The organism is Ruegeria arenilitoris (assembly GCF_013035425.1).
Classification (GTDB): Bacteria; Pseudomonadota; Alphaproteobacteria; order Rhodobacterales; family Rhodobacteraceae; genus Ruegeria; species Ruegeria arenilitoris_A.
The window spans coordinates 1-20,871 of sequence record NZ_WQHX01000013.1; the positions used below are offsets into that span (position 1 = coordinate 1).

Sequence of the window (20,871 nt, forward strand, 5' to 3'; positions counted from 1 at the left end):
CAGCTTTGTTTCGGCGCTTCGTAACGACGGCTTCCAGCACCTCTCCTTCGTGATCAACAGCCCGCCAGAGATAAAGTCTCTTGCCATTCACCTTCACAAATACCTCGTCCACGTGCCACTTCCATTTCGAGAACGCGCGCAGCTGCTGAACACGCTTTCTGCGGATCTCTGAAGCGAACATCGGACCAAATCGGTTCCACCAGTAGCGGACGGTTTCATGGCTCACATCGATGCCTCGCTCGTGCAGCAGGTCTTCGACATTCCGCAATGAAAGTGGAAATCTGATGTACAGCATCACCGCAAGTCGGATGATTTCGGGACTGGTCTTGAAATACTTGAAAGAGGCAGGTTTGTTCATTCCCAAAGGCTACGCAAACCCCGTGCCCCGCTCAAGCAAAGTTCTTCTGACAAGACCCTTAGCTCGGTAACTGCAAACCCGTCAAATGACAGAAAGGCAGACGTCTCGAAGCGTTGTGGCCAGTTCTCCCATATAGGTGTCATCGTAACCCGAGTCATTCTCCAGCACACTTAAGAATGCGCAGCTGGTGCCGGTGACCATATCCACCATGAGGAACTGCCCTCCATAGCCAGCATGACCGATTAATCGACCGTCGGTCATGGTTTGGTTTGAGTACTTGAGCCAATTCTTGGGGGGTGTCATCGCTGGCGCGCGGCGGATCAGAGTTTCTTGCAGGAAACCGGTGTTGGCCATAGTTCGACCGTGCAGGTCGCGGCCTTCCCGCGCTAGTAGCAACCCGAACCGCGCGAGGTCGCGCACGCTTAGGCAACCGCCACCAGAAAACGCAGGGTACCCGTCCTTGCTGAGGCTGATGTGAAAGGCGCCCTCGTATCCTGCGGCATCAACAATCTCTTCGATTTGTTCAGCCAGTGGAATGGGCGAAACCTTGGCCGCTATCAGGGTCAGGACATCCGTGTTCGCGGATTTATAGTCGGCTTGTCGCACCCCCGAGTTTGCCCTGAAACCAGTGATCGAGGCCGCAAATTCCGCAAGCGTGATTTCCTTTTCACCCACGCGGGGCAAGCGCCAACCCAGGGCGACCTCTTCAGTATAGCAGTCGGCATCGGGGTCAGCATAATCCTCGGTGAAGTCGTTATCGACGTTCATGTCGAGCAAAGATTGAATGCTGGCCTCGGCATACCCGCTGCCGATACCCGGCAGATAGTCGCGGACCTGCGCGTCCAATGACACCAGCCCCTGTGCAAGCAGACGACCTATGATTAAGTGGACGTGTAGCTTTGTCACCGACTGGATGGAATGCGGCGCTGAGGTCGAAAAATCATCTGCGGCTTTTTCCAGAATGATCTGGTCGTTCTTTAAACAGCAGAACGCAGAGAACGCCGGATGGGAAAGCATTTGTGCCAGCTCAGGCACACGGGCGCACAGATTCTGCTCGGCGGCTTCCAGCTGCAAAACCTCTCTGGAACGCACCATGAGACATCGGCGGAACAGCCGATATGCGTTGTGGAACCCATGCCGGCGAAATTCCGGTTGGTTCCACCGCTGCTTATTGTCGTCTCCAACAGCCAGATCGGGATTGGGTATGATCTTAGGCCTGCTCATGACCGGGGTACCTGGATCAAAGCATCAACGGCGACGATGTGATCCAGGTAGACAAACATCGGGTTGATCTCGACCTCCGCGACCTGGCTGCGCGCCTCTAGGAACGCCGCACAAACCCGGTGCAGCGCATCCGAAATTCGCGGAATGTCTGCCTTTTGACTACCCCGGTACCCTTCCAACAATCGAGCTACACGGAGCGAACACAATGCCCGCTCGATCTCGTCTTTTGAGGCAGGCAACAACACAGTGCGCGCATCTCTGACCAATTCGGTCAAAACACCGCCGCTACCGATCACCAAGCTGGGACCAAATTGCGGATCAGAACGCAGCGTGACGATCAGCTCTGCAAGCGGCTTGGGCGACATGGCTTCGATCAGGAAGCGATCCGTCACCGCCGCGCGGTCATACGCTGCAACCGATGCCGTCATTACCTGGATCGCCGAAGACAGCCCCTCCGCATCCTTGATCCCCAAAGCGACCGCGCCCGCTTCGGTCTTGTGAGGCAAGCTTGGTGACATCATTTTCAGTGCGACCGGATAGCCGATATCCTGCGCAACGCCAGCTGCCTCGGCCGCGTTGCAGACATTTCCGTTTGGCACAGCAACAGCCATTTGCCCGAGCCAGGATTTACCTTTGTCTTCGGTCAATACCACTGGGTTCCGTATAGTTGCACCGGGTCGCAAGGCAGCAGGCCGGTCAACCCTTCTTGTCCGCGCCCTTGCTTCGGACCACCAGATTGCGTCGCGCATGGCATTCAGCGTCTCGTGAATACCCTGCATTGGCGCAACCCCCAGTTCAATGAGATGTCTGCGGGTCCCACGATCAAGATTTTCAGGTAAGGTCGCGCAGATCGCTGCCGGGACGGAGTGTTCCTGAGCGGCCTGCGCAAAAGCTGCAGCATCGTTCTGGTAGTAGATCTTGGACGCGTCCAACCCTTCTGCCGGGTAGTCCTGCACCAGAACAGCCAGATCCGCGTTGAGGGCCGATAGCGCCGTGGCAAAAACCGGGTAAGTCTTATCGCCCTGTCCCCAGATCGGGGTCGTATAATCCAGCGGGTTGGAAACCGTCGCGATCTCAGGCAGCAAACTGGTCAGGCTTTCCTGCCCTGCAGAGCCCACTTTGGGAAAGCACACACCAATCCTTTCCGAGTGATCTGCGAGCATCGTCGCCCCGCCCCCAGAACAGGTAAAGCCAGCGACACGCCTGCCTTGCGGCGCGCCTGCTACGCAGAGGTACTTCAGCGTTTCCAGAAACTGCGACGGGCTGGTGACGTCGATCACCCCGGTGCGATCAAACAGTGCCTGATAAAGCTCGCTCGAACCGGACAGAGAGCCGGTGTGACTGACCGTCAGAGTCGCCCCTATGGCGGAATTGCCAGTCTTCAGTGCGACAACCGGAACCCCCCGATCCAGGGCTTTCAGCGCGGCGCGTTCAAAAGCAACAATGTCACGCAACCCTTCGATGTGCAATCCAATGGCGCGCACAGCCGGGTCTTCAGCAAAGGCATCCAGAAATTCCTCAATCCCCAAGACCGCCTGATTGCCTGCAGAAACCATATAGGCCATTGGCAAGGAACGCGCGCTCATTGTGATGTCGGATGAGAACATACCGGACTGGGTAACGATCGCTGCACCGTATCCCGGCGACCAGCCGCCATGTTCAAATGACCAAAGAGCGGCATCGTCGATATAGTTGATCATGCCATAGCAGTTTGGACCGATCAGAGCCATGTCACCGGCGGCTTCGATCAGATCTCGTTCTGATTGTGTGTCGCCAGTTTCCTTAAAGCCTGCGGAAAAACAAACGACGCCACCTGCACCCATCTGCTCCAATTCTCTCAGGGCATCAGTCACCCCGGCCGCAGGGATAGCGAGATAGACGGCATCAGGTGGCTCCGGCAGGTCCGAGATGCTGGGAACACAGCCCACGCCATCCAGATCGGCGCGTTTGGGATTAACGGCCCACATTTGCCCTTGAAATCCCCGCCGACGGGCTTCGCGCACGGCAATGGTCGCATCACGTCCACCAATAAACGCGATGTGGCGCGGCTTTAAGAGACGCTCAAGATTTTCGCGCCGCGCCGGCGTCATGCGCCAAGTGGCCTCAGGATGGACCTGGTGATGATGTGGCGTTGGATTTCGCTGGTGCCGTCCCAAATCCGCTCCAATCGGCAATCGCGCCAGAACCGTTGGATCGGCATTTCCTCCATCAATCCCATGCCACCAAAAATCTGAACGGCATCATCGGCGATCTTGTTGAGCATCTCTGAGCAATAAACCTTGACCATTGCCGCATCTGCATCACCCATGACACCCGCTTCGGCACGTGCAACGGCGTCTTGCACCATCAAATCGGCCGCGCGCAACGTTATCGCACCGTCCGCCAAACGGAAGCCGGTGGCCTGAAACGTACCGATCGGTTTACCGAATTGCTTGCGCGTTGCGGCCCACTCGGTCGCCAGGTCAAGGATGCGTTCGGCCTTACCGCAGCAGGTCGCGCCAACCCAGATACGCCCCATGCCGAGCCACTTTCCCGACAGCTCAAGCCCGCGACCCTCTTCGCCCAGGATCTGGTCCGGACCAAGACGCACATTGTCGAAACTCAACTCAAAAGTCTTGTAACCGCGATAGCTGACGCAATGCGTCCCTTCGCGGCAGTCGAACCCCGGAAGGCCCACATCGACCAGAAAAGCTGTCACCCGTTTGCGTGGGCCGCGTGGTGTTTCATCTGTACCAGTTGCCGCAAAGACAATCGCGAAATCCGGCATGCAGGGACCGGAGATAAAGTGCTTGGATCCATTCAGGATCCAGTCATCCCCGTCGCGTATCGCATTGGTCTTCATCCCCATGACATCCGAACCTGCGTCAGGCTCTGTCAAGGCAAAGAGCTCACGCTTTTCACCGCGCACTGCAGGAAGCAAATATCGCTCGCGCTGGTCTCCTTCGCAGGCCATCAGCAATTCCGTCGGGCGCGCCGCCCAGCTTTGCAGCGCATGGCTTGTACGGCCGTATTCCCGCTCGATCAGGGACATGGGCCCATATCCCAACCCTCCGCCGCCGACCTCTTCGGGCAGGTTGCAGGCGAAGAGGCCCAATTCATGCGACCTCGCCTCTATCTGGCGGCCGATCTCCTCGGGCACATAGCCTAAGCGGTCCACCTCTTCTTCGTGCGGATACATCTCCGTTTCGACAAATCGGCGAACAGTGCTAACCAGAAGCTCTGTTTCGTGACTGGTTTCCAGATTCATGGCAGCCTCATTCATTCTGCCTGAGCCCGTGCGTTTCGCCGCGACAGAACCGCAGAAACGGCAAAGGCAATCAGGGTGATGGCAATCAGGATCACGGCAGCGGCAGCCACTGTCGGATCGGTGTTTTCACGGATGCCGTTCCACATGCGGCGCGGCAGCGTGTAGACGCTGTATTTCGAGATGAACAAGGTCACCACGATTTCATCCCAGCTGAGGATAAAGGCAAAGAGCGCCCCGGCAAAAACCCCCGGCCTGATCGAAGGCAGGATCACCCGGCGCATGGTGGTCCAGTTGGAGGCCCCGAGATTCTTGGAGGCTTGTTCAAGCTTAGGATCAAACGTTGCCAAAGACGCGCTGACCGTGATCAGCACCATAGGGGCTGCCAGGATTGTATGCGCAAGGATCAAACCGGCGTAGCTGTCCAATAGACCCAGAGGGATCCACAACCGATAGAACGCCATGGCGGATATAATCTGCGGAATGATCAATGGCAGCAGCAGAAAGGCGCGAACCAATTCGCTGTACCGCGACGACACCCTCCATAGACCGATCGCACAAAGCGTGCCCAAAAGCGTAGCCAGCGCGGAGCAGGACAGGGCAATCACGCCACTTTGGAAAAAACTCGAAAGCCATTCCTCACTGGTGAACAGCTTCTCGAAATGACGCAGAGAATACTCGCCCTGCGGCATGGATAAAAAGCGTTTCGGCGTTAGTGAGACAGGGATGGCAATCAGGGCCGGGGTCACCAGAAACAACAGCAGCACCCAGGCCCCCACGCGGTTGAAAAATGAGAACAGGCCAGGCTTCATCGCGCTGCACCCCCGAACACCGTGCTCAGCTTCATGAACCGCGACATGATCCAAAGCATCGCCAGAACGCCAAACAGCATGATGGCCGCCAGCATCGCCGCCGTGCCCCACTTCAAGGTCACCAGTAACTGAACCGAGATGTATTCCGCCACCATCAGCACCTTGCCGCCGCCCAATACGGCCGGGGTGACATAAAACCCGAGGCTGAGGATGAAGACCAACAGGGTCGAAGCCACAAGCCCCGGCATGGTCATCGGCAGGTAGACCCGCCAGAAGGTCTGGCTTCCGCTGGCCCCTAGGTTGCGCGAGGCGTCCATCACCCTCTGATCAATGGATTGCATCGAGACCAGCAATGGCAAAACCGCATAGGGGATCATGTAATGCACCATTCCAATCAGAACGCCCAACTCGTTGCGCATGAAGGCGATGGGTTCAGCAACCAGGCCGATGTCCTCCAATGTGACATTGACCAACCCCTTGCGTCCCAGCAGCATCAGCCAGGCGAAGGTGCGTACCAGAATAGAAATCCAGAACGACACCAATAGCAGGGTCAGCATGTAAGTCTTCTGGCGTTGATGGCAGTGTACCATCGCATAGGCGATGGAATAGCCGAAAATGACGCTGAAGACCGTCGTGATGATGCAGATGCGCACCGTGGTCCAGACAATGCGGATCAGGGCGTCACCTTCCGTCAGTTTGGCATAGTTGCCGAACCCGGGCTTGGGGTCTGTCACGCTTAGCCAAAGGATATTCAGGATCGGCCCCAGATAGAGCGCGACCACCATCAGCAGCAAAGGCGCGATAATCAGCCATCCTGGGTGGATATGACGGTTTAAGGCTTGCATCCAAAGCTCTCGACATGGGATTGGCCGCCCGACCCTTAGGATCGGGTGACCATAAGGTTAAGCGATCAGCTGATCGCTTCGAGGAAGGCATTCACCGCGTCGCCGCCGTTTTTGCCCCACCATTCAGGATCGTTGTAGACGATCTTGTCGATGTTCATGGCCGAGGTTATCGCATAAGGCTGTTGGTCCTCGGGGATCTGGCCAAAGGCTTCGGGATTCGACGGAGTCATGCCAAGGCAATCCAACAGCGCCAGCTGCGCTGGTATGTCCTGCGCCGTGGCAATAAAATCCATAACTGCGGCACCAGCCGGGTTACCCTTGGGCACGATGTATGCCCCCGGCATCGCCATCGCCTGATTGTTCACCAGCTTGTACTGGCCATCGGTGTCGTTTTCGATGTTGCGACCCCGGTTCTGCCAGATGATCGCCATCGAGACTTCGTTGTTGACCACCATCGAGTGAACTTCCGATCCCGATCCCCAATAGAGGCTGTCCTCTTTGATTGACTGGATCTTGTTAAGAGCCCGGTCCATATCAAGCGGATAAAGATCGCTACCGGCGACGCCATCGGCCATCAATGCTGCCTCGAGCGACCCATTTGCCCATTTGTAAAGCGCACGGGTCCCGGGGAATTTCTCGGTATCAAAGAAATCGGCCCAGTTTTGCGGTGGATTATCGCCATAGGCTTCGGTGTCATACACAAACGCATACCCGTAGAGGATGATCGACACCCCATATTCCAGCGCATATCCGGGCAGTGTTTTCTCCTTGGACACTACGGAATAGTCAATTGGCTCCAGATGCCCGGTTGGTCCAAGTGACACGGCGTTGAACAAGTCCGCATCCGCCACATCGGCAGTCACATTGCCACTGTCGACCATTTCCTTGATCTTGCCTTCCAGCGGACCAGAGGTATCAAACTTCAAACCTTTGCCGGTTTTGGCGGTAAAGGCCTCACCGATGGCCGAGCCATGGCATTCTTCGGATTGGCCGCCCCAGTTCCACATCACGACATGGTCTGCCGCCGCTTCGGCGTCGCCCGCCAGTACCGCATTCATTGCAACACCCGAGGCACCGCAAAGCGCCAGAAACGTGCGCCGATCCATACGGCCAGCCCTAAACGCCTGGGCACTTTCGGCAAGCATTTCCTTTTTGAATTGTTTATCGTGCATTTTCTTCCTCCCATTTGATCCGAGATTTGACCCGGCTTTCGGTCATGACGCCTCTGGGCGTTCTGTGTTGGGGTGCCTAGCCCGTTTGTAGCTCCACTGCTGCTGAATCCTTCCAAAGCAAATCCACCCGCACCCCCTCTGTCAGATCAGAGGCGTTGCGCCAGACGTCGATATCAACCTCAATCTCGGCCCCTTCGTCGGTATCCACGATGATCCTCTGCATCGAGCCGAAATAAGTGATGCTGCGAATGGCGCCCCTCATCCGGGCCTCGTTGTTTTCGTTGCCAGGCATCAGATCAATTTTTTCCGGGCGCAGGGCAAAGACCTTCCCCTGTTGATGAATAAAGTTCGATTTCCCCAGGAAACTGGCAGTGAACTGATTGATCGGACGCTCGTACAGCTCTTTTGGCGTTCCGACCTGCTCGATCGCGCCGTCGCGCATGATCACGATGCGGTCAGACATCGACAGTGCTTCTTCCTGATCGTGAGTGACGTAGATGAAGGTGGTGCCAACACGGCGATGAATGTCCTTGAGCTGCTCCTGCACTTCGACTCGCAGCTTTTTGTCCAGCGCTCCCAGCGGTTCGTCCAGCAACAGAACAGGCGGCGCAAAACACAAGGCACGTGCAAGGGCCACACGTTGTTGCTGACCACCAGACAGCTGCCCCGGTTTGCGATCTGCAAACTCCTGAAGCTGAACCAGCTCCAGCATCTCGTCGACACGGTTCCGAATTTCGTCGGCGGGGCGTTTGCGTACGCTTAGCGCATAACCCACGTTGTCGCGAACAGTCATATGGGGGAACAGAGCATATCCTTGAAACACCATGCCAAAATTACGCTTTTCGGCGGGCACATCCGAGATGGACGCACCGTCCAGCGCAATCTCACCTTTCGATATATCAAGAAACCCCGCGATCATCATCAACAAGGTGGTTTTGCCCGATCCCGATGGGCCTAACAGCGTCAGGAACTCTCCGTTTCGGATATCCAGGCAGATGTCGTTGACAGCACGGAACTGACCAAAAAACTTGGAGACATTGCGAATTTGCAAGCTACCGGTTTGGGTTGGATCAGCCATCCGCCCCCCTCAGGTTCAGTTTATTGCGCGCCTCTTGCGGTGTCAGGATCCGCCCACCCATCCGTTCGATAATCTCTCGGGCGCGGGTGACAAGCTGGCCGTTTGTCGCCAGAACCCCGCGATCAAGGTAGATGTTGTCCTCAAGACCGACGCGCACATTCCCGCCAAGCGCGACAGCTGCGGCTGCCATCGGCATCTGCCCCCGCCCGATCCCAAAACTGGCCCAGCTGGCACCAAGGGGCAGTTGTGCCTTCATGGCCGCCATGGTTTCCACCGTTTGATCGGCCCCCCATGGAATTCCAAGGCACAACTGGAACATCGGCGGCGCATCAATCAGCCCCTCCTCCACCATCGCCTTGGCAAATCGGATATGGCCGAGATCAAAGACCTCAAGCTCGGGCTTCACACCCCATTCCTGAACCAGTGCCGCCATCCGACGCAGTGTTGGTGGCGTGGAAATATAGATCATGTCCGTGTCGGAAAAATTCAGCGTGCCACAATCGAGAGAGCAGATATCAGGCAGGCATTCCTTGATATGGGCCAGCCGTTCTTCTGGTCCGATCATGTCGGTGCCCGGACCGGGCATGGCGGGATCGGACGTGTCTGAAATCCAATCGCCCCCCATACCGGCCGTAACATTGATGACCACATCCGTATCGCTTTCGCGTATTCGATCCACGATTTCCTTGAAGAGCGCCGGATCGCGCGAGCCCTGCCCCGTTTCAGGATCACGCGCATGCACATGCGCGGCAGAGGCCCCTGCCCTGGCGGCTTCGATTGCCGCATCAGCAATTTCTTTCGGGGTCACCGGCACGTGAGGGCTCTTGCCGGTCGTATCTCCTGCACCGGTAACTGCGCAGGTCAGCACAACTTCGTAGGTCATATCCGAGCCCCCCTTTTTACCTAGATTGACGCGCGATTGACGGACAAAGATGTCGATTATCCGCCACAGATTAGGTTAGAATGGCGAAAAATCTGAACTGAAGCTTCTTGGTAAAACCAATGCATGTCGACATCACAACGCATATGGCTCGGGCTAAACGGCATGCCGTATTTGTCGTTGTCCCGCGTTTCAACCTGACCACGCTGATCACCATGATCGAAACCATGCGGATCGCAAATTACCTGACGCCAGAACCGATGTTTTCCTGGGACATCGTCTCGTTCGACGGCCCTGAGGTTGTTGCCAGCAATGGCATGACGACCGCAGTTGACACCGACTACGGGAGCCTCACTCCGGCAGATTTTGTGTTTGTGTTGGGCAGTTGGGGTACTGAACACTACGAAAACACCGCTTTACTCACCTGGTTGCGAAAACGCGCACGCGCAGGCGAAACTGTTTGCGGCGTTGAATTGGGCAGCTACATCGTCGCACGTGCAGGCCTGTTGGACGGCAAACCTGCGACTATTCACTGGTCGTGGTTGAGCGGGTTCCGGGAATCCTTTGATCGGGTCAATGTCCATGAGTGTCTGTTCACTATTGACGGTAAGGTAATGACGTGCGCGGGCGGGTTGGCTGGGGTCGATCTGATGCTAAGGCTGATTGAATCCATCAGCGACAGCGGCTTTTCGGGGGAGATTGCAGACCAGATGCTGCATCACCCCATTCGCGACGCCGCCTCACCCCAGCGCAGCACCATGGGCCGGAGCACGGAAACCATGCTGCCGTTGATTCGAGAAGCGATGACCCTGATCGAAGAAAACATAGAGGAGCCGCTCAAAGTGCCCCAAATCGCTGATGTTCTGGGTGTTTCTCAGCGTCAACTGGAACGCCAATTCCAAAAACACGTGGGCTGTACTGTGGTGCAATTCGCCTTGTTGCGCCGATTGCAGAATGCTCGCCTGCTGTTGATTTCGACCGACCTCAGTGTACGCGAGATTGCCACCGCATCAGGATTCAATACACTGTCACATTTTGCCTATTCATTCGGTAAATTCTTCGGCCGGCGCCCATCCGAATACCGTGAGGCATGGCCGAAAAGCGAGCCGGCACCCAGGTGGCCCGGCTCTCTCTCGGATTTCTTGTCCATTCTGAACAATGTGCCATCGCAAGGTTATCCCCCACGGGACTGACGCAGAGCATTCAGCACTGCAACTATTTCGCGATCCCGTTGGGCTGCCATGTCCTCGAAATCTCGGTCGCCGGCGACAGCGTTGCAGCCATCGACCATGCGATCGCGCAATTCCTTCGTCAGTTCAGGTGCCTCCAACCGGGTCCAGGGCAGTTTAAGCGCCGGGCCGAACTGATCCAGGTTGGTGGCCATGCCTCCGGCACCACAGGCCACGTGAAAAGCCATACACTGACCCTGCGAGACCATACGAGGCGCCGGGCCGTTCATGAGTGCGATGTCGATGTCTTCCGGCGTTGCCTCTCCATTGGCGACCATATGCAGGGCCTCTCGCCAAAGCGCCTCTTGCAGTCGGGTCGCGACAAAGCCGGGGATCTCTTTTTTCATCATCAACGGGGCCTTGCCCGCGATTTCGTAGAATTTCCCGGCCCAAGCCACCGCCTCTGGTGATGTCTGTTCGCCGCCCACGATTTCGACCAGTGGTAGCAAATAGGGTGGATTGAATGGATGGCCGATCACACAGCGTTCCGGTGTCGCGCAAATCGCTTGGATGTCGGTCATCATCAAGCCGGACGTGGAAGAGCCAATCACGACGTCTGTTGGCAAAATGAGCCCGAGTCGTTGATAAAGTGCCTGCTTGATCTCAAGACGCTCGGGTGCGCTTTCCTGCACAAATTCGGCGCCGTCCAGCGCAGCCTCCAAATCTGTAACGATGCGCAAGCGGTCAAGTGACGCACCGGCGGCAAGCCCCAAATCCGTCAAGCTCTTCCAAGCAGTGCGTAAGATTGCGTGAAAGGCATCGGATTCGCTCGCGTCATGCAAATAGGCGGTCACATCATAGCCACGCGCAAGAAAATGCGCTGCCCAGCCGCCGCCGATGGGGCCGGCTCCAATGCTGGTGATGCGGGTGATCGATGAGTGGTCAGGATACATCACTCACCCTTGAATTTGGGTTCACGCTTTTCGACAAAAGCCGCGACACCTTCTGCCGCGTCGTCAGATTTCAGCATCTTGCGGTAGATCGGCATCGGATCGGTTCGCATCTTGTGAAAGGCCTGTTCCAGCGGCACGCACTCGATCTCGCGCTGCACTTCCTTGACAGATTGCATTGCAAGAGGCGCTGACCAGGCAATCGAGGCCGCCCATTCCCGGGCCGCCGTCATCAATTGATCCTTTGGAACCACCTTGTTGACCAACCCGTAGTGCGCCGCCTCGGTCGCGGTCATCCGACGGCCTAACAGAAACATCTCCATCGCGATATTGTGCGGTATTCTCCGAGGCAGGCGTTGCAGTGCCCCGGCATCTGGAACGATGCCCAAAGGCATTTCAGGCAGGCCAAACTCCACATGGTCCGCCGCAATCAGCAGATCACAGGCCATGGCCATTTCGAACCCACCGCCGATGGCCAGACCGTTAATGGCCGCGATAACCGGCTTGTTGAGCGCCCAATTCTCGGTCAGACCCGTGAACCCGCCGAACCCGTAGTCATCACTCTCCCACCAGTTGTCGAGCTGCATTTCGCCCTCGTTCAGGGCCTTCAAATCCCAACCGGCCGAGAAAATACGATCTCCGCCCCCGGTCAGGATCGCGCAACGCAAGTCCCTGTCCTCGTGCAGTTCCTGAAACGCGGTGGCCAAGGCCTGACTGGTGGGCACGTCTATAGCGTTTACCTTGCCCCGCTCGAGCGTAACTTCCAGAACGTGGCCGTCGCGGCTTACTTTGACTCCATCTGACATGGCTTCAGCCCTCCTTGAATTCCGGCATGACCTCGTCGCAGAACATGCGCAAAGATCGCTGCTGCGCCGCGTGATCCAGCCCCATCGAGGCATAGTAGATGAATTCGTTCACACCCAAAGCCTCATAGCGCTTGAGCTTGGCGATGATGGTGTCCGGATTTCCGAACATGAGGTTTTCCTCTAGCATCAGCGGATCGTATTGCTCGCGCCCTTCGATCTCGTCAAGCGACAGGGGGGCGGGGAAACCGTTCACGACATCACCGGCGTTTCGGAACAGGTTCTCGAATTGAGAAAGCAGTCGGCGAATGGCCGCGAGGGCTTGTTCGCGATCGGAATCGTTGTCGTAGACACAGGCGTGCCGCATCAAAGCGAAGCGGGGGTGCCATCCATTGTCTGCCTTGGCGATGGCCTCGTCCAGCTGGCGCTTGTATAGTTCCGCCTCGGCAAAGGGTCGGGTCAACGGCCAGCAATTCACATGACAGCGCTCGCGCATGGCATAGTCGTAGGTGATGGGTGATCGCGCAGCGACCCAGACCGGAACTTCGGCCTGAACCGGTTTTGGCACGGATGTTGAGGTTGGAAACTGCCAGAACTCTCCGTCATGCGCATAGTCCCCGCGCCAAAGGGCACGCACGGCCGGTAGCATTTCTTGCATGTATCGCCAGGCGTCGGATTGCTTGAGGCCCGGCTTCATGCGGTCAAACTCTCGCTGATAAGCCCCCGATCCAATGCCAAACTCCAGCCGCCCTCCACTGATCAGGTCGGTGAAGGCAGCTTCGCCCGCCAGATTGATAGGATGCCAGTAGGCCGCAGTGGCCACTGCCGTACCAAGCCGGATGCGGCTGGTCTCGGACGACCACCAAGTCAACAATTGAAACGGGTTCGGGGCAATGGTCATTTCCAGCGCGTGATGTTCGGCAGACCAGACGATATCGAAACCGCCATCTTCGGCGATTTGCACCATCTCCAATGTGTGGCGCGCGACGTCTTTCATATCAAGACTGTTGTCGATCCGCTCCATGTTTACGGCAAGTTGGAATTTCATGCTCACCTCCCTCAGCGCATTACAAACGGGTTCGCCATCGGCTCATCCGATGTGTTCATCCAGACCGTCTTGGGCCGGGTGTAATCGTAGATCGCCTGGAACCCGCTTTCGCGGCCATAGCCTGATCCTTTGACGCCACCAAACTCGGCTATCGGCGACACAACACGGTAGGTGTTCACCCAGACGATGCCGGCACGCACCGCAGTTGCCATGCGCAAGGATCGCGCGCCGTCGGTGGTAAAGATGCCCGCCGCCAGCCCATGTTCGGTATCGTTGGCCAGTTCCAGCACCTCAGATTCGGTCTTAAAACGCTGGACGCAAAGTACAGGGCCGAAAAGCTCTGTATCGACGATCCGCAGGTCCTGCCTTGGGCAGTCGATGATGGTTGGTTCGAAATAAAGCCCTGATTTGCCTTCCGGCTGCTTGCCCCCCACCAGAACTGTGCCGCCCTCTTCCTGAGCGAAGGCAACCTCGCGTTGGATGTGGTCCAACTGTCCGGCGGTGCAAAGCGGCCCCATCTGAGTTTCCTCGGCCAGTGGATCGCCAATGAGGATCTGCTGCGCCTGCGCCACCATCCTGTCGAGAAACTCATCCGCGATGTCCTCGTGCAAGTAGAGCCGCGATCCGGCGACGCAGCTTTGCCCTGTCGCGCCAAAGATACCGGCAATCGAGGCATTGACTGCACTTTCGATATTGGCGTCATCAAAAACAATGAAGGGCGACTTGCCGCCCAGTTCCAATGAGACCTCGGCAAAGTTGCGTTTGACGTTTTCCAACACGTGGCGCGCGGCATTTGGGCCACCGGTAAATGAGACCCGCGCCACCAGCGGATGCCCGGTCAAAGCCCGTCCACAGGGCTCACCATGACCCGTTACGATGTTGACCACACCAGGCGGGATACCGGCCATTTCGACAAGTCGCCCAAACTCCAGCATGGCCGCGCTGGCATGTTCGGATGCTTTCAGAACAACCGTATTCCCGGCAGCCAATGCCGGGCCGATCTTGACCGCTACAAGGAACAATTGCGAATTCCATGGCACCACGGCAGCAACCACGCCCAGAGGTTCGCGCTTGGTAAAGACAAACATGTCAGGTTTGTCGATGGGCAGTGTCTCGCCGCTTACCTTATCCGCACACCCAGCAAAAAAGTGGAAAAACTCGGCAATGTATTTGGCTTGCCAACGCGTTTCCTTGAGCATCTTGCCGGTGTCGATGGATTCAGTTCGCCCCAACTCTTCGGAATGATCTGCCAGAAGATCGCCAAGCTTGCGCAGGCATTTGCCGCGCTCGGTCGGTGTCATACGCGCCCACGGCCCGCCGACAAAAGCAGTGTGCGCTGCGGTGACTGCGCGGTTGATATCATCCTCGGTCGCCTCTGGAACACGGCTCCAGACCTCACCATTGGCTGGGTTGACGCTGTCAAAAGTACCGCCATCCGCAGCGTCGACCCAGTCGCCATCAATCAGCATCTGGTAGTTTTTGACATCAGCCATGGCGTGCCTCCGCTCTGTTTGCTGTCTCTCTATTCATGTCTGCTTTCGCGTCTCAGGGTTATGAAAATACGACGCAGCCTGTCGAAAAATCCGGGTCTCGCATCCGATCATGGGTGCAGGCTGTTCCAAAGGGAGGCTTGGAAATGGGTAGCAAAAAGCAGGTTATTGGAGGACCACTGGAAATTGGCGGACGCGTTCTGTCGCTATCCCGCGCCATTCGGGCGGGTGATTTCGTTTTTCTGACAGGGCAAATTCCGATGCGAGACGGCGTGCCTATGACCGACGGCACCGTCGAAGAGCAGACCCGCGCAGTTTTGGACGACATCACCAAAACACTGGCCGAGGCAGGCTGCATCCGCGACGATGTCGTCAAGGCCATGGTCTGGCTGCGGGAGCGCGATGATTTCCCCGGATTTAACGCCGTCTACGCCGACTATTTTCCAGTTGAGCCTCCAACTCGGTCGGCTGTCGTCAGCGATCTTCTGGTGGATGCTCGTATTGAGGTCGAAGTCGTGGCCTATCGCCCACTTGAGGACCAATCCTGATGGGCGTAACCCCAGACGGAACCCATTTCAAACTGACAGGACCAGAAAGTGCGCCTGTTGTGGTGATGATCCATGGGCTGGGCCTGAACCAGAATTGCTGGCAATGGACGATCCCCGCACTGTCTGATCGCTTTCGCGTTCTCACCTATGATTTATTTGGTCATGGGCAAAGTGCCCCGCCGCCCAAACGCCCCAGCCTTTCAATGTTTTCACGCCAGCTAGAGAGCTTGCTGGACGACTGCGCCATCCAAAGCGCGACCATCGCAGGATTCTCGTTGGGTGGCATGATCGCGCGTCGGTTTACCCAAGATGTGCAGCAACGGGTTTCAGCTCTGGTGATCCTGCATTCCCCTCACAAACGAACCGACGCCGCACAAGAGGCAATCTTGAAACGGGTGGAACAGGCACGGCTGGACGGACCAAAGGCAACAGTCGGAGCTGCGCTGGACCGGTGGTTCACCGAGGCTTTCCGCCAGTCCAACCCTCATATGATGGAGACGGTTCGTGACTGGGTCATAGCCAATGACAAAGCAATTTACCACACCATCTATCGCGTGCTGGCCGATGGTATCGACGAAATTGTTGCGCCAAGCCCGCCGATTTCTTGCCCTGCGCTGGTGATTACCGGTGATGAGGATTATGGCAACGGGCCCGACATGGCCTATGCCATCGCAAGCGAGATTGCGGGGGGCAGTGCACTTATCCTCCCGGGACTGCGGCATATGGCACTTGCCGAAGACCCGGACGCTGTGAACAAGCCACTCCGCAGCTTTCTCAACAATCTGGATCTGAAGCCATGAGCACCCAAATCCTCAAAGGCCTGCGTGTGTTGGATTTGAGCCGGATGCTTTCAGGTCCCTATTGTACAATGCATCTGGCGGATCACGGGGCCGAGGTGATCAAGATCGAAGGCAAACATGGCGACACCAGCCGCGGCAACGGACCGTTCCGTCAAGACGATCCGGATCATGCCTGGGCCGGCTACTTTGTAAGCCTGAACCGCGGCAAGAAAAGCGTGCAGCTTGATCTGAAATCGCCCGAGGGCTGTAGGGCTTTTCGAGATCTTGCGGCAACGGCGGATGTCATCGTCGAGAATTTCCGCCCAGGCGTGATGGATCGCCTTGGCCTGTCTTATGAAAGCCTTGCTGCCGACAACCCCCGGCTCGTCTATGCCGCGATCCGAGGCTTTGGCGACCCGCGCTCAGGCCAAAGCCCCTATGCCAACTGGCCTTCGTACGATGTGGTTGCGCAGGCCATGGGCGGTCTGATGTCCGTCACCGGACCGAATGCTGACACACCCACCAAGACCGGACCCGGGGTGGGTGACATATTCACCGGCATGATGATGGCTTTCGGCATCATGGCTGCCCTGCGCGAGGCCGATGCGACAGGCAAAGGGCAGTTTGTGGATGTGGCCATGTATGATGCCATGATCTCGCTTTGCGAACGAATGGTGTATTTGCACGACGTGACCGGAAAGGTGCCGGGACCGGAAGGCAACGGGCATCCATTCCTTTCCCCATTTGGCCTCTACCCGGCAGCCGATGGCCACATCGCGCTTGGTATTGTCGACGATGCGTTTTGGCAGCTTTTGACACGGCTGATGGGGCAACCGTCACTTGGACAAGATGACCGCTTCTCTACAAGGGCGGCCCGGGCCAACCATGCTTCCGAAGTCAACAAAATCGTAAGCGATTGGACCCGACAACGGACTAAGGAGCAATTGACGGCAACACTGGGTGGCCAGGTCCCGTTCGGCCCGATGAACACTATCTCGGACATCACGGCCGACCCTCATGTAGCCAGCCGCGGCATGCTGGCGAAGGTCCCGCATCCGGATGCGGGACATGAACCTTGGACCGTGGCAGCAAACCCATTGCGGTTCGGTCGGCACCGCCAAGGTGCACTGACGACCCCTCCTGCGCTTGGTGAGCACAATAGCATTCTGGAAGGATTGACCCCACCGGAGTCGACGGAACCCTTAGTCGGGAAGGCGCTGCGCGACGCCTTCGGGCGCTTTGCCACCGGTGTGACAGTGGTCACTACCCGGCAGCCGGACGGGACCCCGCGCGGGTTCACGGCGAACTCATTTACCTCCGTTTCTCTCGACCCACCTCTACTCCTGGTTTGTGTCGGTAAGCAGGCCTTGTCCTTTGAAACCTTCCAGCAGGCGGATCATTTCACGGTCAACGTCCTGGCGGACGACCAAAAAGAAATCTCGGGCCTTTTCGCATCTCAATCAGCCAAAAAATTCGACATTGCAGCCTGGCAGCCTGACGAGCGCAACATGCCCACGATAGACGGCGCACTCGCCCGGTTCAGCTGTGCCCAGCACCGTTTGGTCGATGCAGGTGACCATCTGATCCTGATTGGCCGCGTGGAGGATTTCGAAACGCGCGAGGGGCATCCGTTGGGCTACTTTCGCGGTGCCTATTTCGATTTGGGGCTCAACAGTGCCCTGACAGAGGCCGCCACGGCAGGTGGCGTGGCCGTCGGAGCGGTACTGGCCAACAAAGATCAAGTCCTACTCTCCGTTGACAAAAGCGGGCACGTTTCAGTGCCGGTAGCTCCTGCAAATAACAATTCTGCAGATGGGCTGATCACTGATCTGTCAAACCGAGATTTGATTGTAGAGCTGGCGCATCCTTATGCGGTTTACCGAATATCCAAAAGTGGGACGCAGCGGATCATCTACCACGGAAGCGTTCACGGGCAGCCCCCTGACGGCATGCAGTACTTTGATCTCGGCGATTTGCCGCTGGAACGCGTACGCGACGGGGCTGAAAATTCGATGTTGCGCCGTTACGCACAGGAAAACAGACACGGTACATTTGGTTTCTACCACGGAACTGAAGTCGAAGGCGTCGTACACACACCGAACGGGCACCATAACTATCACGTTTGACAGGAGAACTAATATGATCCCCGAATTGCGTAAAGTCGTCACCTTTGATGAGGATATTCACACAGAAGGAGGCCGGCCTTCGGAACCCGTGTTGCGCATGATCGGCGTGGCAGCGGTGGTCAGAAACCCATGGGCAGGACTTGGTTTTGTTGATGATCTTTCGCCAGAGATTCAGCGCATGGCGCCAGTTCTGGGAGAGATGCTCACCAACAGGCTGATCGCTCTGGCGGGGTCAGGTGATGCGATAGAAGCCTACGGAAAAGCCTGTATCGCCGGGACAAGTTGTGAGATTGAGCATGCCTCCGCGCTTATTCACACCCTGCAATACGGAAATTTTTATCGTGAGGCAGTGGGTGCAAAAAGCTACCTCGGTTTCACAAACACGCGGGGGCCCGCGAACACCCAAATTCAGATCCCGCTGATGGACAAACATGATACGGGGCGGCGGTCGCATTACCTGACAGTGCAGTTCTCGATCTACGACGCGCCGGATGTGGATGAACTTGTTGTGGCTCTGGGGGCATCGACCCGTGGTCGCCCGCACCACCGGATCGGTGACCGATACTCAGATCTCGCTGCCTTGGGAAGGGATGTGGAGAACCCGGCTGGGGTCTAGTTTGTTTCGATAAGTGTCTCTTACCATAGAATAATTTATTCTTTTAGGAGGCGACAGTGCGGACAAGCATCAATTAACGGTACGGTGCGTTTCCACATTACCCCTTGTAGCGACTACAATGACGGATTGTATGATGATGCATGTCGAGCGCACGCAGCAGCTGCGAAAGGCTATCGACCTGGTCATCGTACTTGCCGTTCGGGAATGCAGCCACTTCAGACTTGAAGCCTTCGAGCCAATTAGCTTCACGCGGAAGACGTACCTGCCCACCCTCAATTTTTGCTGATTGCGCGACCATGCGATCAACCTTGCCTTTTTCGGGCGAGAGCCAGAACGCTTCTAGACGTTTGAACACTCGGTATAAGTTGAGATGACGGACGGCTGCTGCCGTCCGCCAAATCCTCAAAGATCGATCTTCTCTGCAATGCTCAATGCATCGTCGAGTTCGATTCCAAGATACCTAACCGTGCTATCTACTTTTGTATGTTCGAGCAGAAGCTGGACGGCCCGAAGGTTATGCCGCGCGACAAACATTTACCCAAAAGCGGGACGATCCGGGTCGAGGTATTGCCGTCATTCAAATGCGATCATTCCGCTTCGGTGGACGAAGACGTGGATCGCCTGCGAGGCGCCATGATGGCCGTCTTCGATGGCGGGTTGTGAAAGTAGGTATGTGGTCCTTCGTTGCTCCTTCGTTTCCAGCAGCGAGACGAAGGTCCGCTCCGGGCTCGGAGCGGTCATTCACTAAATCGCGACGAATGTCCACTTTGCGGACGTAGCAGTCGTACGGCAATATGTTTGCAACGGCCGCTTTGGCCCCGGGCTTATGCATCCGCCTTCAGATCGGACTGCGCATCACGGATGATTGACGAGGACGAATGCAGGAACAATCCGGCTATGCCAAGGGCAACGATCAGGTCGGGCCATGCGCTACCAAACAAAGCCACAAAACCAGCGGCAATGATGACCGCAGCATTGCCGATCGCATCATTCCGTGAAAACAGCCACACCGCGCGCATGTTCGCGTCGCCCTTGCGAAACCGCAGAAGAGGCAGCACAGCGAGCACATTGAACACAAGGGCGAAAAAGCCGAAAAGCCCCATGAGACCTGCGTCAGGTGTGGTCTGTGTAACGGCTCGCCAAATTGTCGTCGCGAGCACGGAAAGGCCGAGGATGCCGAGGAAAATGCCCTGAACAAGGGCGGATCGTGCGCGCCAGACGATGCTCCAGCCGATTGCAAGTAGGCCCAGAAAGGTAATGAGGCCGTCACCGATGAAGTCGAGAGCGTCCGCCTTCACGGCCTGCGATCCGGCGAAAAAGCCACCGATCATCTCGACGAAGCCATATCCGACGTTCAGGATCACCACGATCCACAGGGCGCGTCGATAAGCAGGGTTTTGATGCGCCGCTTCAGGCTGTGCTTCGTCTTCTCCCTCAATACGCTCGAACAGGTATCCTGTCGTAGATACGGCCTTTTCGATGTCAGGCAATAGTACTTCAGGAACCTTCAGGGTCATGATGTGGGTGGCCAAAGACACTTTCACCGCATCCGGTGCAACCTCTGCCGAATGCACAACCCTCTCAATTTGAGCCGCATCTTTGGAGCAATCCATACCGGATATCCGATAACGAACTCTCTTGATCTTGGAGCTTAGAGCAGTTGCCATAAGGACGTGTTCCATCTCTGACGTTCGCCAGTCAAGCGCCTGGCCACGCGGGAAGTGAGTCG

The 20,871-nt window shown here is 56.9% G+C and carries 21 protein-coding genes and 1 pseudogene; 6 read left to right on the forward strand and 16 right to left on the reverse strand.

Annotated features, from left to right (window positions below; translation table 11 throughout):
* The 9 genes from GOV45_RS21995 to GOV45_RS22035 form a co-directional block, all read right to left on the reverse strand.
* A partial coding sequence (locus GOV45_RS21995; protein WP_170482288.1) for an IS6 family transposase occupies positions 1-358 on the reverse strand: 358 nt, incomplete at its 3' end.
* A gap of 81 nt (positions 359-439) precedes the next feature.
* Positions 440-1,582: a serine hydrolase domain-containing protein gene (locus GOV45_RS22000; protein WP_170482291.1), complete on the reverse strand. Its 1,143-nt coding sequence runs from the start codon at positions 1,580-1,582 to the stop codon at positions 440-442.
* The gene (locus GOV45_RS22005; protein WP_170482293.1) at positions 1,579-3,672 is read right to left on the reverse strand and encodes an acetate--CoA ligase family protein; all 2,094 of its coding nucleotides are present in this window, start codon (positions 3,670-3,672) and stop codon (positions 1,579-1,581) included. Before GOV45_RS22005 ends, GOV45_RS22000 begins: the two co-directional genes overlap by 4 nt.
* Positions 3,669-4,829, reverse strand: coding sequence for an acyl-CoA dehydrogenase family protein (locus GOV45_RS22010; protein WP_170482296.1), 1,161 nt, complete (start codon positions 4,827-4,829; stop codon positions 3,669-3,671). The genes GOV45_RS22005 and GOV45_RS22010 overlap by 4 nt, the downstream gene beginning before the upstream one ends.
* An 11-nt stretch (positions 4,830-4,840) precedes the next feature.
* On the reverse strand, positions 4,841-5,638 hold the full coding sequence (locus tag GOV45_RS22015) for an ABC transporter permease (RefSeq protein WP_170418324.1): 798 nt from the start codon (positions 5,636-5,638) through the stop codon (positions 4,841-4,843).
* Positions 5,635-6,483, reverse strand: a complete 849-nt coding sequence (locus tag GOV45_RS22020) for an ABC transporter permease (protein ID WP_170482299.1) — start codon at positions 6,481-6,483, stop codon at positions 5,635-5,637. The genes GOV45_RS22015 and GOV45_RS22020 overlap by 4 nt, the downstream gene beginning before the upstream one ends.
* Before the next feature lie 65 nt (positions 6,484-6,548).
* Positions 6,549-7,655: an extracellular solute-binding protein gene (locus GOV45_RS22025; protein WP_170482302.1), complete on the reverse strand. Its 1,107-nt coding sequence runs from the start codon at positions 7,653-7,655 to the stop codon at positions 6,549-6,551.
* A 76-nt stretch (positions 7,656-7,731) separates the two neighbouring features.
* Positions 7,732-8,733: an ABC transporter ATP-binding protein gene (locus GOV45_RS22030; protein ID WP_170482305.1), complete on the reverse strand. Its 1,002-nt coding sequence runs from the start codon at positions 8,731-8,733 to the stop codon at positions 7,732-7,734.
* Positions 8,726-9,616 carry a 3-keto-5-aminohexanoate cleavage protein gene (locus GOV45_RS22035; RefSeq protein WP_170482308.1) on the reverse strand — a complete coding sequence of 297 codons (891 nt, stop codon included), beginning with the start codon at positions 9,614-9,616 and terminating at the stop codon, positions 8,726-8,728. Before GOV45_RS22035 ends, GOV45_RS22030 begins: the two co-directional genes overlap by 8 nt.
* 119 nt (positions 9,617-9,735) lie before the next feature.
* Here GOV45_RS22035 and GOV45_RS22040 point away from each other — a divergent pair, with 119 nt between their 5' ends.
* Entirely contained in the window at positions 9,736-10,806 is a 1,071-nt protein-coding gene (locus tag GOV45_RS22040; protein WP_170482311.1) for a GlxA family transcriptional regulator, read from the forward strand.
* Here GOV45_RS22040 and GOV45_RS22045 read toward each other — a convergent pair.
* The 4 genes from GOV45_RS22045 to GOV45_RS22060 are packed head-to-tail and all read right to left on the reverse strand — an operon-like array spanning position 10,788 to position 15,076.
* Positions 10,788-11,735, reverse strand: coding sequence for a 3-hydroxyacyl-CoA dehydrogenase NAD-binding domain-containing protein (locus GOV45_RS22045; RefSeq protein ID WP_170482400.1), 948 nt, complete (start codon positions 11,733-11,735; stop codon positions 10,788-10,790). The two genes, GOV45_RS22040 and GOV45_RS22045, sit on opposite strands and share 19 nt — an antisense overlap.
* Positions 11,735-12,538 carry a carnitinyl-CoA dehydratase gene (locus GOV45_RS22050; protein WP_170482314.1) on the reverse strand — a complete coding sequence of 268 codons (804 nt, stop codon included), beginning with the start codon at positions 12,536-12,538 and terminating at the stop codon, positions 11,735-11,737. The genes GOV45_RS22045 and GOV45_RS22050 overlap by 1 nt, the downstream gene beginning before the upstream one ends.
* Positions 12,539-12,542: 4 nt before the next feature.
* Positions 12,543-13,583 (reverse strand): LLM class flavin-dependent oxidoreductase, encoded by a 1,041-nt coding sequence (locus GOV45_RS22055; RefSeq protein WP_170482317.1) that lies wholly within the window; start codon positions 13,581-13,583, stop codon positions 12,543-12,545.
* An 11-nt stretch (positions 13,584-13,594) separates the two neighbouring features.
* On the reverse strand, positions 13,595-15,076 hold the full coding sequence (locus tag GOV45_RS22060) for an aldehyde dehydrogenase (protein ID WP_170482319.1): 1,482 nt from the start codon (positions 15,074-15,076) through the stop codon (positions 13,595-13,597).
* Positions 15,077-15,111: 35 nt separating this feature from the next.
* On the opposite strand from GOV45_RS22060, the gene GOV45_RS22065 reads away from it, so the two are divergent.
* From GOV45_RS22065 to GOV45_RS22080, 4 genes are read left to right on the forward strand one after another with little or no spacing between them, the layout of a single operon-like run.
* Positions 15,112-15,621 carry a RidA family protein gene (locus tag GOV45_RS22065; RefSeq protein WP_254448093.1) on the forward strand — a complete coding sequence of 170 codons (510 nt, stop codon included), beginning with the start codon at positions 15,112-15,114 and terminating at the stop codon, positions 15,619-15,621.
* Positions 15,621-16,421: an alpha/beta fold hydrolase gene (locus tag GOV45_RS22070; protein WP_170482322.1), complete on the forward strand. Its 801-nt coding sequence runs from the start codon at positions 15,621-15,623 to the stop codon at positions 16,419-16,421. The genes GOV45_RS22065 and GOV45_RS22070 overlap by 1 nt, the downstream gene beginning before the upstream one ends.
* Positions 16,418-18,526, forward strand: coding sequence for a CoA transferase (locus tag GOV45_RS22075; RefSeq protein ID WP_170482325.1), 2,109 nt, complete (start codon positions 16,418-16,420; stop codon positions 18,524-18,526). The genes GOV45_RS22070 and GOV45_RS22075 overlap by 4 nt, the downstream gene beginning before the upstream one ends.
* Before the next feature lie 13 nt (positions 18,527-18,539).
* A complete protein-coding gene (locus GOV45_RS22080) occupies positions 18,540-19,142 on the forward strand; it encodes an amino acid synthesis family protein (RefSeq protein ID WP_170482328.1) in 603 nt (200 codons plus the stop codon).
* Positions 19,143-19,239: 97 nt separating this feature from the next.
* Here the strand turns inward: GOV45_RS22080 and terL are convergent, their stop codons facing one another.
* Positions 19,240-19,497 (reverse strand): phage terminase large subunit, encoded by a 258-nt coding sequence (gene terL, locus GOV45_RS22085; RefSeq protein ID WP_217362473.1) that lies wholly within the window; start codon positions 19,495-19,497, stop codon positions 19,240-19,242.
* A gap of 47 nt (positions 19,498-19,544) precedes the next feature.
* A pseudogene (locus GOV45_RS23410) lies at positions 19,545-19,658 on the reverse strand (integrase); the annotation flags it as partial.
* Between GOV45_RS23410 and GOV45_RS22090 the strand changes: the two are divergent.
* Complete coding sequence (locus tag GOV45_RS22090; protein ID WP_170482331.1) at positions 19,626-19,805, forward strand: hypothetical protein; 180 nt, start codon at positions 19,626-19,628, stop codon at positions 19,803-19,805. The pseudogene GOV45_RS23410 and the gene GOV45_RS22090 overlap by 33 nt on opposite strands.
* 161 nt (positions 19,806-19,966) lie before the next feature.
* Here GOV45_RS22090 and GOV45_RS22095 read toward each other — a convergent pair whose 3' ends face one another.
* Positions 19,967-20,824 carry a cation transporter gene (locus tag GOV45_RS22095; protein ID WP_254448094.1) on the reverse strand — a complete coding sequence of 286 codons (858 nt, stop codon included), beginning with the start codon at positions 20,822-20,824 and terminating at the stop codon, positions 19,967-19,969.
* Positions 20,825-20,871 lie beyond the last annotated feature (47 nt).